This is a genomic window from Leuconostoc suionicum, assembly GCF_001891125.1.
In the GTDB taxonomy this organism is placed as follows: Bacteria; Bacillota; Bacilli; order Lactobacillales; family Lactobacillaceae; genus Leuconostoc; species Leuconostoc suionicum.
Genome location: NZ_CP015247.1, coordinates 1,399,791 through 1,415,885 on the forward strand (window position 1 = coordinate 1,399,791; position 16,095 = coordinate 1,415,885).

Sequence of the window (16,095 nt, forward strand, 5' to 3'; positions counted from 1 at the left end):
TACCAGTATGTCACAATTCAGGAAATTCTAGTATTGATTTCCACCTAATAATTCTAAATACGACATTGCTGAACTAGCAATCAAAGCTGCCAAGATATCGTCCAAATAAACATTAATACTGTCTGTTTTGTCATTAATTTCGCCAATTAACCCTGGTTTTAAGTCATCTAGCAAACCATAATGTACAGTTGCGGCAGCAGAAAATTGCTGTGTTATCGCAATCGCCAAAATTTCATCAACATTATGACCATTGGCATCGCGTTGCAAACGCGCTTTTAAGGGTTGGTCATCGGGCATAACTTCTGCTTGTTCATCAAGGTATATCGCGGTCAAAATAATATCAGCTACTTCATCTTTGTAAAGAACATGTGTAATAGATTTGGCCAATACTTCTTCATTAATAGTATCTTTGTATTTATCACTCAAAAATGTACGTGTGCCTTCGGCGATATCGTTGGTGGTCACACCTCGACGTGCAAGCGTTGCAATTGCTGATTCTTGTAATTCTTTAGTCATTTCGGTTTGTCCTTTTTTATATTCTTGGGTTAACATAACGACGAGTTAAGATAACGTGTGGGATTTCATCCAAAGCTGTTTTCACCAACTCTTGCTGTTCTTCAGTAAAGTCGTTAATCGCCACCATTGTATAGGCATAATTCCCAACAGCACGGTTACTTAGCTGTTCAATGTTGATGTTATGATCACCAAAGAACTTTGAAATTTGTCCCAACATATTTGGCACGTTTTCGTGAATAATACCAACACGATACTTGGTCGTGAATGGTTCATTAATATCTGGATAATTAACTGAATTTACAATATTTCCTGTTGTTAAATACTCATCCAGTTGACGTGCAGCCATCAAAGCGCTGGTGTCCTCTGCTTCAATAGTTGATCCACCAATATGTGGCGTAATAATAACCTTAGGATTGTCAAACAAAACACTGTCAGCAAAATCAGTGATATAGACACGTAACTGATCATTATCCAAGGCTTCTTTTGCAGCTTCATCATCAACAATACCGCCTCTTGACAGGTTGAGCAATGCAGCTGTTGGCTTCATCAGATGCAATTTATCCGCATCAATGAAATAACGATTTTTCTCTTCTAATGGAATATGAACAGTCACATAGTCGGCTTGTTCTAATACTTCCTCAACACTTCTTGCATGAACAATATGACGATCGACACGCCAAGCTGTATTGGCATTCAACCCAGGATCATAGCCAATAACATCCATATCCAGAGCTAAAGCTGTATTAGCAACCTTTGATCCAACGTTTCCTAAACCAATAACACCCAGTTTCTTTCCTGCTAGTTCTGTACCACGGTAACCACCTTTATTTGACTCTGTGCGCAAAGACACATCCCCGCCCCGTGTATCATTAGCAAATTGTATAGCACCAACTACTGGTCGTGCTGCTAAAACTAGTGATGCGATTGTTAGTTCTTTCACGGCATTTGCATTCCCACCAGGGGTATTAAAAATAGCAATACCACGTTTTGATAATTCCTCAACAGGAATATTATTAAAGCCAGCACCAGCACGAACAATGGCACGAACATTATCATCGATTGGTTCATCGTGTAAATTTTGTGAACGTAACAAGATACCCTTCGGCGCATCATTACCGTTAATGTCGTAGTGATGGGCTTTCAAATAGTCCAGTCCTTTAGAACTAATAGCGTTATAAGTTTTAATATTTGTCATTTGTAATTATTTTCTGCTTTCTTCAAAAATGTAATTAAGGCATCAACAGCTTCAATAGGTTGTGCATTGTATAATGAAGCACGGAAACCGCCAACCGACCGATGGCCACTTAAATTAAATAAACCTTCTTTAGTTGCGTCTTTGGCTATTGCTTGATCTCGTTCTAAGTCTGCTGTAGTAAAGACAACATTTGTCAGTGAACGTGCCGATTCATCAACCAATGCGTGATAAAACGTAGAGTTATCTAGGTAATCATACAATTTTGAAGACTTCTCAATATTTTGCGCATACATACTGTCAACGCCTCCCTGCTCTTGTACCCACTCAAGCACTAAGTTCAGAGCGTAAAGCGAAAATACTGGCGGTGTATTATACATTGAATGCTTGTCCAAGTAGTTTTGATAACGCAACATTGAGCCTACATTTTCAATACTTTGTTCTTTTAGCCAATCTTTTTTGACGATAGCAACGGTAACACCAGCTGGCCCAAGGTTCTTTTGCGCCCCCGCAAAAATAGCATCAAAATCATTGACATCATATGGCTCTGCCAAAATATTTGAACTCATATCCGCTGTTAATCGACCAGTAGTTTTAGGCAAAATCGATTGATGGTAGGTAGCGCCCTCAATTGTATTGTTGGTTGTTAGATGTAGGTAATCATACTCATCAGCGTTGAAATCTGTAGATAACATAGGTAAATGATGATAATGATCCATTTTGGAGCTGTCCAAAATTGTCGCCTGTTTGCCAATATTAACTGCTGCCTGCGCTGCCTTTGAAGCAAAGTTACCTGAATCTAAAACAGCAATTCTATTCTTATTATTGGCAAAGTTCAGTGGCAACATTTCAAATTGCGTCGATCCCCCACCTTGAATAAATGCCACACCATAATCATCTGATATATTCATCAAATCACGTAAACGTTCTTCAGCACTGTTAATAATTTCTTCAAATTGCGTGGATCGATGCGAGATTTCTATGATGGACATATGCGTAAATTCATTTTTGATGAATTCATTTTTAATCTTAGTGAGAACTGGCGTTGGTAGAACACCTGGACCAGCAGAAAAATTGTAGTTTGTCATTAAAAATCCCTTTCAATATACAAAAAGACAACACAAGTATACACACCCATGTTGTCCGTCATTTCTACGTTATCTGTACGCAAAGAATCCCGATCACATGAGTGGTCGAGTGGAGGATGATGTTTGATTAAAGATTGACTTGTTCATGATACATCCCTATTTCTTTGAATAATTTAATATTACTATACCAGAAAAATTTGTCAACCCTCACTTTTTCAGGTATAATAAAAAAGTTGAACTGCGGATATGGCGGAACTGGCAGACGCGTACCGTTCAGGTCGGTATGGTGGCAACACCGTGCAGGTTCGATTCCTGTTATCCGCATAAAAAAAGACTTAACGTTTCAGTTAGGTCTTTTTTTGTATACTTATAATGCTTGTGCAGCGGTAATAATAGCTACTTTATAAACATCTTCTTCATTGGCTCCTCGCGATAAATCAGAAACAGGCTTTGCTAAGCCTTGTAAAATAGGTCCAATCGCTTCAAAACCACCCAAGCGTTGTGCAATCTTATAGCCAATATTACCTGCTTCTAAACTTGGGAAAATAAATGTATTCGCTTTACCTGCAACTTTTGAATCAGGCGCTTTTGCAGCAGCAACAGATTCAACAAACGCAGCATCAAACTGTAACTCTCCATCAATTGAGTCCGCCAGTTCAGGTGCTAACTTCTTAGCCAATGCAGTAGCCGTTGCTACCTTATCAACCAAGGGTGATTTCGCGGAGCCCTTAGTTGAAAATGAAAGCATCGCAACTTTTGGTTCAATATCAAACACTTGAGCGGTGCGGGCTGATTGTATTGCAATTTCAGCCATCGTGTTCGAATCAATGTCAATGTTAATGGCAGCGTCTGCAAATACATAACGCTCTTCGCCTTTTTGCATAATGAATGCACCAGAGATACGTGATGAACCAGGCGCCGTTTTAATAATCTGCAACGCAGGACGAACTGTATCACCAGTTGGATGTACTGCGCCTGACACCATACCGTCAGCTTTACCAGTATAAACCAGCATTGTCCCAAAATAGTTAACATTTTGTAGCCACTTTGCAGCTGTCTCAGCGTCTGTCTTTCCCTTGCGTCTTTCGACAAGTGTCGCATTTAATTTTGCCAATTCATTCTTATCATATGAAGCAGGATCAATAGTCTCTATGTTCGATAAATCAAAGTTATGGGCTTGGGCAGTTTTTGAAATTTCCTGTGCGTCCCCCAATAATATTGGCTCAATCAAATTATCAGCTGCTAATCTGATAGCTGCCCCTTGGATACGGGGATCTTCACCTTCCGGAAATACAATTGTCTTATTTTGACCGTTAATTTTATTTTTTAATTGCTCAAAAAGTTCCATAAATTCCTCCAAATTCGCTGCTACGAATTAATTATTTACAATTTAATTGTAACAGACAACTACACAAAAGTCTGTGTATTTAGTAATATTTGTGAATTTATTCACTCATTTCAACCAATCAATAGGTTGTCGCCCCTTAGCAACTAAAAAGTGATTTGCTTTTGAGAATGGTTGACTTCCAAAAAAGCCACGGTAAGCTGATAGTGGGCTTGGATGCGCACTCATTAAAACGAGATGCTTAGACTCATCAATAAATTGACGTTTCGATTGAGCAAATTTTCCCCACAAAATAAAAACTTTCGGTGCATCATCTTCAGAAGCAATTTGAATCAAACTATCCGTCAACGGCTCCCAAATTTTCCCTTGATGCGCATTAGCCTGCCCTTCTGGAACTGTTAACACAGCATTTAGTAGCAATACACCCTGTGTGGACCAGCTGGTTAAATCATGAGATTGACGAGGCCCAACATCTGTCGAAAGCTCTTTTAAAATATTCTGTAAGGAAGGTGGTGCTGGAACGTTTTCAGGAACTGAGAAGCTCAATCCTTGGGCCTGACCTATATTGTGGTATGGATCTTGCCCCATGATGACCACTTTCGTCTCAGGCAAAGGTGTTTTCTCAAGAGCAGCAAATATGTTTTTTTGCTGTGGAAAAATATGAGCATCTTCCCGGTAGGTTGATTGAATAAACTGCGCGACTTGTTTTAAATACTCAGGATTTAACTTGGCCTTAACAGCTGGTGCCCAAGTTGTATGTGATAATGGCATTTTTTTCTTCTTTCGTGATAAACTTGTAATTGAATACGAGGTTTGCAAATGACAAAATATTACTTACGTCAACGACATAGTATTAATGATGGCGTCAACATTGTTTTCGACCAAGATTTTAAAGCGTCTTATTTAGTGTCTGGCCGTTCTGGTAAAAAATCTGACGAAATTCAAGTTCAAGACATGTCCGGCCGCGTTTTGGTGCGTATCCGCCAAACATCTTATGGTATTATACCAAGATTTACCCTCAACTACCGTGGGCATATCGTCGGATCAATTAGTTTTACATTAGGCCATATTAGTGACTTTGTTTATGTTCGACATTTAGGCTGGTTGATATCTGGTAATTTCATTGCAAATCGATACTTCATATACCACAATACCAAAAAATTGCTTAGTGTGAAACCGGAAAATCGACCAGATGGCCTATATAATCAATTGAATGTCACATTTGATGCTCAGGCTCCTGTTCATATCGCAATTGCCGCGTTACTCGATATTTGGGGCGTAAAATCAAATCCACTAAAACACTTTAACTGGCTCAAAGGGCCAAATAACTTATCCTATCGCTCAACATACACAAAATAAAAAAGCATGATGCCTCAATTAGCGACTCATGCTTTTTATTTTAAATCATTTCCAAGTGTAATTGTTGTGGCTTTGCCCAACCCATCTTACGCATGAAACGATAACCAACAAATGAAACGATCACGGGTACACCTACGCCGATAATCATGTAAGCGGCAAACGCAGCAGGATTTGAACCAGCCAATGCCAACGGAACGATAAACGAATTAAATCCAATACCAGCCATTGAGAAAGGTGCAGTAACATTAAACGCGATTGTTGCGATTGGTGCAGCAATTGCGGCACCGATCATTGGTGGAATAATCAAGGCAGGATTCTCTGTCAAATTAGGAAATTGAATCTTTGGTGTAACAATACCTTGAGCAATTGTTGCGCCAATTTTGTTTTCGTGAAATGACATTGCGGGGAAGCCAACGAATACAGCTGTTGTACCAATTAAGATTGCTCCTGCAGCCTCTGGTGAAGTTACACCCGTTGCGCCAATTGCAACAGCTAATGCTGCTGCTGAAGCTGGTGTCATCGTCATTGCACCAAAGACCATTGCCACAATAGCGGTACCAATAATTGGATTGACAGCGACACTAGAAGCAATGAATTTTCCAACTGCAACCAAAGCTGGCGTTGTTACTGCTGCCAAATAATAACCTGAAACAGTACCAACAATTGTTGTGGCGGCAGGAACAATGACCATGTCCAGAGGTGTTTTACCACTCAACCACTTGCCAAACAATACTGCAATCAAACCAGCAATAACAGCTGATATTGGTTGTCCAGTAGTCATCACAGCTGAACCAGCAGCTTGTGCACCAGCATATCCTGTTGCTGTGACGCCTTGCACAGCCTTGTCAGTGAAGAAAACAGCATTCGCACCAACCGCCGAAGCAGCCATAGCACTAAACATCACCATAGTATTGGTTTTCATTTGTGAAGCAATCGCCGCTCCAAATGCTGCCGGTAACATAATCTTTGTAATTGCGCCCATTTGCACCATTGGCGCCCAATGGATGAATCCAGCAATTGTTTGTAACAACAAGCCCATGCCCAAAGTAACCAAAATGGCATTTGATACTGCAGCACTAACTTTATAAACTGTATCACGGATTGATTCTTTCTCTTGCACAGCCTTTTCTTTAATTGCATCTGTATTGATCTGACGTTGTGGTGTAATTGCGTTTTGTGCCATGATATTTCTCCTGTTTAATAACTTAATTCCAATATGAGCTACTAACAATCGCTGAGAAAAATAAAACGTCCCAACGATTGCTCGCTAGGACGTTTCCTACCTAACCAGCTACTCTGACTCTCTTAGTAAAGTCTAGTAGCTGATTAATTGCTCAAATAACAACCTACTAGACTCAAATGAGAAGGAGGTTGAGGAGGAGTGCGTTATTTTGATGTGCTTGAACATTTTTAGTCATGTTACGTCTCCATTTTTTGAGCGAATTACTCGCTTGTTTCTATGAGTAATAATATACCCTAATAATATTTATATGTCAATACTTTTTTATAAATCTAATAAAACTCTCTAAAACTATAGTATAATAAACAGGGAGGAAAAATATTATGAAACAAATATTTCAATTTATTGGGGCCGTGGTTACAGCGATTATCGGGCTGTTAATTTTGATTCCTGTCATATTAACAATTATTGGCGTAGCAGTTCCAATCGTACTTAGCATTATTGGCATTGCGCTCTTCGTTGCCTTAATTATAGCTGCTATTGCTGGCATTATTGGTTTAGTTACATTTTGGCGCTTCAGAAAAAATATCAAAGATAACGAGTTTGAGTTTGTTAGAAATGGTAAACATTTCAATATACATATTAGTAAGGACGGTACAAAGGTAAATAATCGACGTGATGTTACAAATGACGATGAAGATTAAACTAGAGCAATATGCTCAGCAGTTTTCTGACAGCCCAGATACATTGGTTAAAATAAATGCAGCTCGTAAGACATTACAGTCCCTTGCTCAGCATACTTTACCCGACCACCCCTTACCTCAGCTTAGTTTTTCTAGTCAAGACATTCTATCCGATTTACGACTGATGCCTCTTGATGATTTACTTTCTGAATTTCGACAAACAATTATTAAGTCTTTTGGCGTCTGGCATTTACCAAATAAGCTTTGGTTATCGGATTTAAATCAATTTATTGATGGCCGACGAGTTTTAGAAATTATGGCAGGAAATGGCGTTATTTCTAGCCAATTGCGACTTTCTGGCAATAACGTAATCGCAACAGATAATTTCGATTGGCACGGTCAAGATATACAGCATCCTGATTTATGGACAGAAGTTAGCTGTTTAGATGCATTGAAGGCTATAAAAACAATGGCTTATGATGTGGTTATTCTAAGCTGGGCACCTGATACCGATGAAACAGACTGGCAAGTTCTACAAACCTTACGTGCGCTACACTTTAATGGTGACTTTATTGTCATTGGTGAAAAAAATGGCGCAACCAATTCACAATTATTTTGGCAGAATGCAAAACTATTACACCCAAAAAAGTTAAATCAATATCATCAACCATTTGATTTTATTAGTGATCAAGTTTGGTTAGTACAATAAAAAAAACGATCTGGTGATAGAAATTATCACTTGATCGTTTTTTATTTGTACTTTTCTTCTAAACTGCTCATCCAGTGACCTACCCATATGCCGAGGATGAATAGGATAAGACTTATAAATCCACTCATTATGTTAAAGCCACTATAATCAGCGACTGGTGGAATAACAATTAAAAGCGTTGATACCACAACAATTCCTAAAATAAAATGGTACACTTTAGCATAATAGTGATGTAAAAGATAGTTCATTAATTTTGAAAAAAGGATTAATGTTAACATGCCACCAAGTGCTATTGGCAAAAATACACTTATATCAGCACGTTTAAATCCGGCTAACATTGGGTCAAACAATCCTAGGTATAACAATAAGTTTGATGGACTTAACCCTGGGACAATAACGCCTAACGCGATTAGTGCCCCGCCAACATCCAAGAAAAGAAATTAATCGGCATGTTCCCAAAGATGGCCGTCATATTATATAGAAATAATCCACCAACAACTATTGTGACGACGAACAATATCCAGTCGCTCAGGTTCCGACCATACTTGCCACTTTCCTTTGTCAGAGCTGGTAAAGTGCCAATAATGGCCCCAGCAAACCCCCACAAAATGATTACTTTATATTCTACAAGCAAAAATTCTAATGGTCGGCTTAATAAAATAATACCAGCAATACCACCCAATCCCACTGGTAGAAAAAACCAAAAATCTTTCTTAAAATTCTGCCTCAAATGCGCCATGAAGTTCAGCATTCGTTCATACAAACCAAGTATTGCCGCTAATACGCCACCAGATACACCAGGAAGAATAAACCCTAGAGCAATGAATATCCCTTTGAAAAAGCGTATAAACCACTCTTTAATGTTACTATTGTTCATAAGTAGCACCTCAATATGATGTATATTATTGTTCTAAGTGTTTTACTGCATACTGCCAATTACACTAAGCTTAAAAATTGCTTAATATTCCATTAAAGCTAGGAATGGCACTTCGCCAGCTTCCATAATTTTTTCACGGCCTTGCAAGTTTTCTAGTTCTATAATAAAAGCTACGCCAGCAACGATGCCACCAAGTTTTTCAATAATTTCACGTGTAGCATTAATAGTGCCACCTGTCGCTAGTAAGTCATCAACAATCAGCACACGTTGTCCTGGCTTAATAGCATCTTTATGAATTTCTAGCTCATTAACACCACCATACTCTAGTGTGTATGATGCTGATACAGCTTCACGAGGTAATTTACCACCTTTACGAGCTGGAACAAAGCCGATATTCATCGCATACGCCAGCGGAGAACCTACAATAAATCCACGTGATTCAGGACCAGCAATTAAATCAACGTTTAAATTTTTAGCAAAATCAGCAATAGCATCTACTGCTTGCTTATAGGCCACACCATCACCCATTAATGGTGAAATATCACGAAAACTGACACCTGGTTCAGGGTAATCTTCAACTGTTGCAACAAAATCATGTAAGTCTACTGTCATTCTAAATCTCAGAGCTATCGCTCATACTTTCTTTTTAACGATTTGCCAAATACTTTTGGTATGTTATTGACGTGGTTAAGGGTTTTTGTGCTGCTCCCGAAATAATTGTAACAAATCCATTAGTAACATGCACGAAACCTAATTCAATAAATACTTGAATCATAATGTTCAAATCGTTCTTATTGATATTTAACTGCTCCGCTATTTTATCCAAGTTCTGCGCAAAATTTAAATCCTGATGTGCGTAAATGAATTTATATACTTGAGCAAAAAACTTTTTATGAGCAGCATTTTCAGCAGTTGCCTCTGGTGTATTAATAGCAGTTAGTAGAAGCTGTATTGTTTTGCGCCCACGGAAATAATTAATGCCAAGAGTCGCAGCAAATGATAGCCCTACAGGATTAGCAACCATAGGCACCCAATCTGGATGGTTAAAGCCAACCGCTTCAACATTATTTTCTAAAGCTAACTTAATATGTTGCTTTAAGTTTCCCATGGTTGTTACTTTATTAATCTTTGGTTGCTGCAATCCAAACACTGGCTGCTGATTTCCAGTACCGAAAGGTTCAAGCAGGCGTAGTTCTTCATACGTTTCAGTGCTGATCTCATTAACCGACAGTGTCGTATTAATATTAATTGGCTTGGCATGAATTTGTAATTTAGCTGAGTTCAAACGAACTTGCTCTTTCAATACATCTAGTTGCTCTGGGAAAATAGCTAATCCTAATGCACTGGCATGCCCACCAAACGTATCATATAAATCGTGAAAGGTATTCATAAATTGATAGAGATCAAAATCACCAAAAGTGCGACCAGATCCTTTATAAACACCATCCGTTAAACTTAAAACAATTGTCGGCTTTTGTAATAGTTCCACCAATCGACTAGCCACAATACCCAAAATACCTTGATGCCAATCTTGACCAGCGATAACCAAGACTTGATCATTTTTGTATTCTTCTGACAAAGCCATTTGTTTTGCAGAACCAAATACCTCTTCAACAATTTCCTGACGTTGCGCATTAATAGCCTCAACTTCAGAAGCAATAGCAGTTGATTCGTCTGGATCTTGACTTAACAAAAGTTTTAGAGATAAGCTAGCATCCCCTAAACGACCAACAGCATTTAAACGAGGAGCAATCTTAAATGAAACGGTTTCTGAAATAACTGGTTCATTATCTTTCTTGCCCGCATTTTTCAACACTGCAGTTAGACCTGGACGTGGCGAAACATTAATTTGTTTCAATCCCCATGAGACTAAAACCCTGTTTTCGTCGGTCAAAGACACCATATCAGAAATTTCACCTAGCGCAACGAGATCCAACAGCTCAGTTGGTAGCTCTGTTTGATCCTCAACTGGTTGGCCCTCATTTAATAATGCTTGAGCAACTTTGAAAGCAACACCGGCGCCAGATAAATCACCAAATGGATACTGGCCTTCTGGATGTCTTGGGTGAATAACGGCATAAGCGTTTGGCAATGTGGCGGGCATTTCGTGGTGATCAGTAATAATGACATCAATACCTTGGCTCATCGCATATTCAACAGCTTCTTGACCACTAACACCATTATCTACTGTCACAATCAATTGTGCACCATCAGCAATAAGTTTTTTATACGTATCAATATTTGGCCCATAGCCATCTGAAAAGCGATTAGGTATGTAGGGTGTTACATCTGCCCCCAATACTTCTAAGGCTTCAACCATAATTGCTGTACTAGTGACACCATCCATATCATAGTCACCGTACACAACAATCTTTTCACCACCAAAAGCTGCGTCCTGCAGACGCTCAATGGTTCTATCCATATCATGAAGTAACATGGGATCGTGCAATTGTTCTACACTTGGTTGTAAATATTTAAAAGCTGATTCTGGATCTGTATAACCCCTTTGAGCCACAATTGTTGACATAAATTGACTAATATTTAGTTGTGTGCTTAACTGCCGAACAACCTTTTCACTTGGTTGTGGCAGAATGTTCCAATTATTTTGATTCATTACTATCTTTCTTAAAAGGAATATCAACAATGTCAAAGTCGCGTGCCACATACGTGTTAGCAAAGTTGCGACGGACATCGTGTATTAATTCTTTAACCATCGGCCCAATATAGCGAGCTGAAAGATGTGTCAATACTAACTTATCTACATGTGCTTGACGAGCCACACTTGCAGCATTTGCACTTGTTGAATGGGCATGGGCTTTGGCCATTTTCGCCTCTTCTTCGCTTGAGCCATAGGTACTCTCATGCACCAAAACATCAGCGTTTTTTGCTAACCACTCTACATTATCATTAGGACGAGTGTCTAAAATGAAAGTTACTATGCGACCTTTTTGGGCTTTACCAATAAAATCATGACCATTAACGATACGCCCATCTGGTAGTGTAACTGTTTTTCCTGCCTTTAGTTGACCATATACTGGTCCAGAAGGAATATTTTCCTGCTTTAGTTTATCAACTAATAGTTCGCCTGGATGATCTTTCTCTATCACACGAAATCCCCAGGTCTCAATACGATGACGCATTGGTGCGGCAATAACTTGAAAAGTATGATCTTCAAAGATGACACCTTCAGTTAAGTCAACATACTCGATTGGATACGATAGGCGTGTTTCGGAAATTCGCAGTGCCGTTTGAACAAATTCTTTAACACCCTTAGGCCCATATATAGTTAAAGGTTCATTTTTATCAGCACCTTGAAAGGAACGTGAGCTTAAGAATCCTGGCAATCCAAATATATGATCACCATGCAAATGTGTAATAAATATTTTTTCAACTTTACGTGGTCGCAAAGTGGTTTTTAAAATTTGATGTTGCGTTGCTTCACCAACATCAAAGAGCCACACAGCATTGCGTTCGTCTAAAAGGCGAAGCGCAATACTAGTAACATTTCTAAATTTAGATGGTTGGCCAGAGCCAGTCCCGAGAAATTCAAGTTGCATTCATTTTACCTACTGAGCGCTTTCTTAATAACGTTCATAACTAGTCAATTATAACAAAAAATGAGCGTTTCCGCTCACTTTCATATCATTTAGATTGAATTTATCTTAAAATATATTAGTTAAATTCAATTCCACTTATCAGCTTTAAATTGCAAGCGTTGTGCCATTTCTAGTGCTTCTCGTTCCGGATCTTTCTTATAAAAATCCTGGTGATACTCTTCTGCTTCATAAAATGGTTTGGCGTCTTCAATTTTCGTCACGATGGGTTCATCAAAACGATTTGAAGCTGCTAATGCGGCCCTAGATTCTTCAGCAATTTCACGTTGTTCAGGACTATTTACAAAAATCACTGGACGGTAGTTATCACCGCGGTCTTGGAATTGACCCATTGCATCAGTTGGATCAGTCTGTTCCCAATATATTTCGACTAGTTCACGATAACTTATTTTTTCGGAATCAAACCAAATTTTAACGGCCTCTGTATGGCCAGTAGTATGTGAGGATACTTGCTCATAAGTTGGATTTTCGACATGACCACCCGTGTAGCCTGAACGAACTTTTTCAATTCCATCTAATGAATCAAATGGTTGCACCATGCACCAAAAACAGCCGCCAGCAAATATTGCAGTTTCTATCGCCATGTTATTTCTCCTTACAAATTAAAAGTAAAAGCAGTTATACTCATTTTACTTTAATTGAGATTAAATTTCAAAAGTTTCCTGTTTTTTAGCTAGCTTTGTTCGCTCAATATCTTCTTTAGCGTGAATTAATCTTGTTATCAGAGCATTAAATGGCATAGGTACACCATGTTCAGATCCCAATTTAGCGAAGTAACCATTTAAAAAATCGATTTCTGTATGTTTACCAGCTTTAATATCTTGATACATTGATGGGTAATGATTGCCAGCATGTTCAGGTCGTATGAGTAAGGCTAAATCCTTCATAATCGCGTTTACATCAACGTTAATTCCTTCTAACTCACCAATTTGTTTTATTTCATCCAGAATATTTAGTGATAAATCCATACCATTTCCAGCCATACCAAACTCTGCAATATTTGCATCTAACAAAACTGTTAACGGATTAAGGACAGAGTTAATTCCCGCTTTATGCCAAATTGCTTCAATGACATTTTGAGATAATGTCACATTGAGACTAGCCTTATTCAGAGCCGATACAATTGGTTTAGCGTTAGCCTCACCGATTGCCTGTAATTTGATGGACCCAGTTCCTGTCACGCGAATTTCCCCAGGATTAATTAATTCTGATGTCCACAAAGTCACACCAGCCAAAATCTGATCGCGATTAACATGCTTTTCCATGACCTCAATATTACCAAGACCATTAGAAAGAACCAACAGCTTGGTGTTCTTAGTAATAATGTGCTTGATATCTGTTAACATCGTATCTAATTGAGGGGTTTTCGTTAACAAAATAATAAGGTCAAACTTACCATCAATTTCTTTAGCTGTCATGACAGGAATATAATATTTTTTTGTTACCCCATCATCTTGATGCACTGTTAACCCATCTGTGCTTATGGCAGCAATATGTGCAGCCCAGCCATCAATTCCTGTCACTTCATGGCCAGCTTGTTGTAACATCACACCAACTCGAGCGCCCAAAGCACCAAATCCTGCTATTGCTATTTTCATAATTTTAGAAGCGTGAGCAATCAGATATTTGTTCACAATACCTGAAATAGCTAAACGCATTTCCTCCATATCTGTTTGCTAGTTCTGTTACTTTTTCACACAAAACTTTTTACTGTTCTTCACTCTTTATATCATCCAGCAAGTCACGCTCTTGTTGCGTTAACAGCCGCTTTTCTAATAAATCAGGTCGGCGCAAATAAGTACGACGCAATGACTCCTTTAATCGCCACTCTGCAATTTTGGCGTGATTACCACTGGTCAAGACTTCAGGAACCATTCGTCCCCGAAAATCAGCTGGTCGTGTGTACTGCGGAAATTCTAACAAACCATCTTCAAAAGAATCTCCCTCAGCACTCGCCGCATTTCCTAAAATTTCGGGTAGAAAACGTACTGTGGCATCAATAATAACCATCGCGCCGAGTTCTCCACCTGTCAAAACATAATCACCTAGTGAAATTTCATCATCGACTAATTCTCGAATACGCTCATCATACCCTTCGTAGTGACCAGCAACAAAAGTCAAATGGTCATAAGTAGCTAATTCTTGAGCAACTTCATGGTTGAACTGTCTACCGGCTGGATCCAGCAGGATCACACGTCCTTTGCCACCAGCTTGCTTTTCCACAGAGGCCATCGCATCAAATATTGGTTGCGGTGTTAATAACATGCCAGCACCGCCACCAAATGGATAATCATCAACGTTATTATGCTTATTTTCGGTGAAATCTCGAAAATCAGTCACTTGAAAGTCTAACGCCCCTTTATCAATCGCTTTGCCAATAATTGATTGGCGCATTGGTGCAAACATGTCGGGAAATAAGCTTAAAACATCTATTCTCATTAATCTAATAACCCTTCTAAAGCGTCAATTGTAATTAATTTGGCGTCAACATCAACTGATTTAACAACATCATCAATCATAGGAATCAAAGCATCTGATTGACCGTCACGTTGAACTATCCAAACATCATTCGCTCCTGTTTCCATAATTTCCTTGACAACACCGATTTTGTTACCGTCCAAATCAACCACAGTGCTATCGATAATTTCATCGTAATAGTATTGATCGTCTTCTAATTCTGGACGAGCTACACCTTCAATATAAACATCATCACCTTTATATTTTTCAATTTCATTAATGTTGGTTACCCCAACAAATAAGACCAACCACATGTTTTTATGTAGTCGTGATGATTGCACTTTGACAGGGATACGTCCCTGTTTTGTATCAATAAATAGATCTACTCCCTTTTTGAAGCGATCTTGAGCAAAATCAGTAATCGCCATGATTTTCACTTCACCACGAATACCATGTGTGTTTACGATTGTGCCTACTTTAAAATAATTTTCTGTATTAGTCATAAGTCTATTGTATCAGGTTTTACAAACGGAAATACAAAAAAAGTACGTCATAAAATCTCACTGACGCACTGTTTCTCACTTCTCTAATAGGTTTTCTAATACTAATAATTTTTTTTTAATGTCGGTACCGTATCTATACTTACCCACACCACCACTCTTAGGTAAGATATGATGACAAGCATTAATAATTGGAATAGGGTTTTTACCAATCGCTGTTGCTACAGCGCGAACAGCAGTGGGATGATTAATCTTTTTTGCGAACTGCTCGTACGTTAATAATTCATGACAAGTATTTAGAGCCTGCCATACCTCTCTTTGAAAGGCGGTAGATTTAAGGTAACCAATCTTGATCCGCGAAAAATCAATCTTTTCACCAGCAGCATACGCTCGAAAAAGACTTGTTTCTGGCAATACTTGCTGTTCTAATTCATATTCTGGAAAGTCATTTAAGAATTCGCTAACACCATCATCAGCTAGACTAACGCACACAATTTGATCATTCTGTTTAAATAATGTTAGTTTACCGTTTAAAAAAGAGATTGTTTCATATTTTATCATTACTTCACCATGAC

17 protein-coding genes, 1 tRNA gene and 1 pseudogene are annotated in these 16,095 nt (G+C 38.6%); 4 read left to right on the forward strand and 15 right to left on the reverse strand.

Annotated features, from left to right (window positions below; all coding sequences use genetic code 11):
• Positions 1 to 27: 27 nt before the first annotated feature.
• The 3 genes from A6B45_RS07010 to serC are packed head-to-tail and all read right to left on the reverse strand — an operon-like array spanning position 28 to position 2,796.
• Entirely contained in the window at positions 28 to 516 is a 489-nt protein-coding gene (locus A6B45_RS07010; RefSeq protein WP_072614498.1) for a phosphatidylglycerophosphatase A family protein, read from the reverse strand.
• 16 nt (positions 517 to 532) lie between these two features.
• A complete protein-coding gene (locus A6B45_RS07015) occupies positions 533 to 1,711 on the reverse strand; it encodes a 3-phosphoglycerate dehydrogenase family protein (protein WP_072613942.1) in 1,179 nt (392 codons plus the stop codon).
• Positions 1,708 to 2,796 carry a 3-phosphoserine/phosphohydroxythreonine transaminase gene (gene serC / locus A6B45_RS07020; RefSeq protein ID WP_072613943.1) on the reverse strand — a complete coding sequence of 363 codons (1,089 nt, stop codon included), beginning with the start codon at positions 2,794 to 2,796 and terminating at the stop codon, positions 1,708 to 1,710. Before serC ends, A6B45_RS07015 begins: the two co-directional genes overlap by 4 nt.
• Positions 2,797 to 3,036: 240 nt before the next feature.
• Between serC and A6B45_RS07025 the strand changes: the two genes are divergently transcribed.
• Positions 3,037 to 3,120: transfer RNA gene (locus A6B45_RS07025), tRNA-Leu, on the forward strand.
• Between the two features lie 43 nt (positions 3,121 to 3,163).
• Here the strand turns inward: A6B45_RS07025 and pta are convergent.
• The gene (gene pta / locus A6B45_RS07030) at positions 3,164 to 4,144 is read right to left on the reverse strand and encodes a phosphate acetyltransferase (protein ID WP_072613944.1); all 981 of its coding nucleotides are present in this window, start codon (positions 4,142 to 4,144) and stop codon (positions 3,164 to 3,166) included.
• A 105-nt stretch (positions 4,145 to 4,249) separates the two neighbouring features.
• The gene (locus A6B45_RS07035) at positions 4,250 to 4,912 is read right to left on the reverse strand and encodes a uracil-DNA glycosylase (protein WP_011680148.1); all 663 of its coding nucleotides are present in this window, start codon (positions 4,910 to 4,912) and stop codon (positions 4,250 to 4,252) included.
• Positions 4,913 to 4,960: 48 nt separating this feature from the next.
• On the opposite strand from A6B45_RS07035, the gene A6B45_RS07040 reads away from it, so the two are divergent.
• Positions 4,961 to 5,500 (forward strand): LURP-one-related/scramblase family protein, encoded by a 540-nt coding sequence (locus A6B45_RS07040; RefSeq protein ID WP_072613945.1) that lies wholly within the window; start codon positions 4,961 to 4,963, stop codon positions 5,498 to 5,500.
• Between the two features lie 40 nt (positions 5,501 to 5,540).
• Here the strand turns inward: A6B45_RS07040 and A6B45_RS07045 are convergent, their stop codons facing one another.
• On the reverse strand, positions 5,541 to 6,683 hold the full coding sequence (locus A6B45_RS07045; protein ID WP_072613946.1) for a PTS transporter subunit IIC: 1,143 nt from the start codon (positions 6,681 to 6,683) through the stop codon (positions 5,541 to 5,543).
• Positions 6,684 to 7,063: 380 nt separating this feature from the next.
• Between A6B45_RS07045 and A6B45_RS07050 the strand changes: the two genes are divergently transcribed.
• Positions 7,064 to 7,384 (forward strand): hypothetical protein, encoded by a 321-nt coding sequence (locus A6B45_RS07050; RefSeq protein ID WP_072613947.1) that lies wholly within the window; start codon positions 7,064 to 7,066, stop codon positions 7,382 to 7,384.
• Positions 7,368 to 8,072, forward strand: coding sequence for a methyltransferase domain-containing protein (locus A6B45_RS07055; RefSeq protein ID WP_072614499.1), 705 nt, complete (start codon positions 7,368 to 7,370; stop codon positions 8,070 to 8,072). Before A6B45_RS07050 ends, A6B45_RS07055 begins: the two co-directional genes overlap by 17 nt.
• Before the next feature lie 41 nt (positions 8,073 to 8,113).
• Here A6B45_RS07055 and A6B45_RS07060 read toward each other — a convergent pair.
• The 9 genes and pseudogenes from A6B45_RS07060 to A6B45_RS07100 form a co-directional block, all read right to left on the reverse strand.
• A pseudogene (locus A6B45_RS07060) lies at positions 8,114 to 8,949 on the reverse strand (DUF368 domain-containing protein).
• A gap of 81 nt (positions 8,950 to 9,030) precedes the next feature.
• Complete coding sequence (locus A6B45_RS07065) at positions 9,031 to 9,561, reverse strand: adenine phosphoribosyltransferase (RefSeq protein ID WP_072613948.1); 531 nt, start codon at positions 9,559 to 9,561, stop codon at positions 9,031 to 9,033.
• A gap of 34 nt (positions 9,562 to 9,595) precedes the next feature.
• A complete protein-coding gene (gene recJ / locus A6B45_RS07070) occupies positions 9,596 to 11,563 on the reverse strand; it encodes a single-stranded-DNA-specific exonuclease RecJ (protein ID WP_072613949.1) in 1,968 nt (655 codons plus the stop codon).
• Positions 11,550 to 12,506, reverse strand: coding sequence for a ribonuclease Z (gene rnz, locus A6B45_RS07075; protein WP_072613950.1), 957 nt, complete (start codon positions 12,504 to 12,506; stop codon positions 11,550 to 11,552). Before rnz ends, recJ begins: the two co-directional genes overlap by 14 nt.
• Positions 12,507 to 12,631: 125 nt before the next feature.
• Positions 12,632 to 13,147 (reverse strand): peptide-methionine (S)-S-oxide reductase MsrA, encoded by a 516-nt coding sequence (gene msrA / locus A6B45_RS07080; protein WP_072613951.1) that lies wholly within the window; start codon positions 13,145 to 13,147, stop codon positions 12,632 to 12,634.
• A gap of 60 nt (positions 13,148 to 13,207) precedes the next feature.
• Positions 13,208 to 14,161, reverse strand: coding sequence for a ketopantoate reductase family protein (locus A6B45_RS07085; protein WP_072614500.1), 954 nt, complete (start codon positions 14,159 to 14,161; stop codon positions 13,208 to 13,210).
• A 109-nt stretch (positions 14,162 to 14,270) separates the two neighbouring features.
• Complete coding sequence (gene trmD, locus A6B45_RS07090; RefSeq protein ID WP_072613952.1) at positions 14,271 to 15,002, reverse strand: tRNA (guanosine(37)-N1)-methyltransferase TrmD; 732 nt, start codon at positions 15,000 to 15,002, stop codon at positions 14,271 to 14,273.
• Complete coding sequence (gene rimM, locus A6B45_RS07095; protein WP_072613953.1) at positions 15,002 to 15,523, reverse strand: ribosome maturation factor RimM; 522 nt, start codon at positions 15,521 to 15,523, stop codon at positions 15,002 to 15,004. The genes trmD and rimM overlap by 1 nt, the downstream gene beginning before the upstream one ends.
• A gap of 75 nt (positions 15,524 to 15,598) precedes the next feature.
• Entirely contained in the window at positions 15,599 to 16,081 is a 483-nt protein-coding gene (locus tag A6B45_RS07100; RefSeq protein WP_072613954.1) for a methylated-DNA--[protein]-cysteine S-methyltransferase, read from the reverse strand.
• Positions 16,082 to 16,095: the final 14 nt, after the last annotated feature.

Coding starts and splice junctions, on each gene's coding strand:
- A6B45_RS07040 (WP_072613945.1), top strand. CDS start 4,961: ATGACAAAATATTACTTACGTCAACGACATAGTATTAATGATGGCGTC.
- rnz (WP_072613950.1), bottom strand. CDS start 12,506: ATGCAACTTGAATTTCTCGGGACTGGCTCTGGCCAACCATCTAAATTT.
- rimM (WP_072613953.1), bottom strand. CDS start 15,523: ATGACTAATACAGAAAATTATTTTAAAGTAGGCACAATCGTAAACACA.
- A6B45_RS07035 (WP_011680148.1), bottom strand. CDS start 4,912: ATGCCATTATCACATACAACTTGGGCACCAGCTGTTAAGGCCAAGTTA.
- recJ (WP_072613949.1), bottom strand. CDS start 11,563: ATGAATCAAAATAATTGGAACATTCTGCCACAACCAAGTGAAAAGGTT.
- A6B45_RS07065 (WP_072613948.1), bottom strand. CDS start 9,561: ATGACAGTAGACTTACATGATTTTGTTGCAACAGTTGAAGATTACCCT.
- A6B45_RS07100 (WP_072613954.1), bottom strand. CDS start 16,081: ATGATAAAATATGAAACAATCTCTTTTTTAAACGGTAAACTAACATTA.
- A6B45_RS07045 (WP_072613946.1), bottom strand. CDS start 6,683: ATGGCACAAAACGCAATTACACCACAACGTCAGATCAATACAGATGCA.
- serC (WP_072613943.1), bottom strand. CDS start 2,796: ATGACAAACTACAATTTTTCTGCTGGTCCAGGTGTTCTACCAACGCCA.
- A6B45_RS07015 (WP_072613942.1), bottom strand. CDS start 1,711: ATGACAAATATTAAAACTTATAACGCTATTAGTTCTAAAGGACTGGAC.
- A6B45_RS07010 (WP_072614498.1), bottom strand. CDS start 516: ATGACTAAAGAATTACAAGAATCAGCAATTGCAACGCTTGCACGTCGA.
- trmD (WP_072613952.1), bottom strand. CDS start 15,002: ATGAGAATAGATGTTTTAAGCTTATTTCCCGACATGTTTGCACCAATG.
- A6B45_RS07055 (WP_072614499.1), top strand. CDS start 7,368: ATGACGATGAAGATTAAACTAGAGCAATATGCTCAGCAGTTTTCTGAC.
- A6B45_RS07050 (WP_072613947.1), top strand. CDS start 7,064: ATGAAACAAATATTTCAATTTATTGGGGCCGTGGTTACAGCGATTATC.
- msrA (WP_072613951.1), bottom strand. CDS start 13,147: ATGGCGATAGAAACTGCAATATTTGCTGGCGGCTGTTTTTGGTGCATG.
- A6B45_RS07085 (WP_072614500.1), bottom strand. CDS start 14,161: ATGAAAATAGCAATAGCAGGATTTGGTGCTTTGGGCGCTCGAGTTGGT.
- pta (WP_072613944.1), bottom strand. CDS start 4,144: ATGGAACTTTTTGAGCAATTAAAAAATAAAATTAACGGTCAAAATAAG.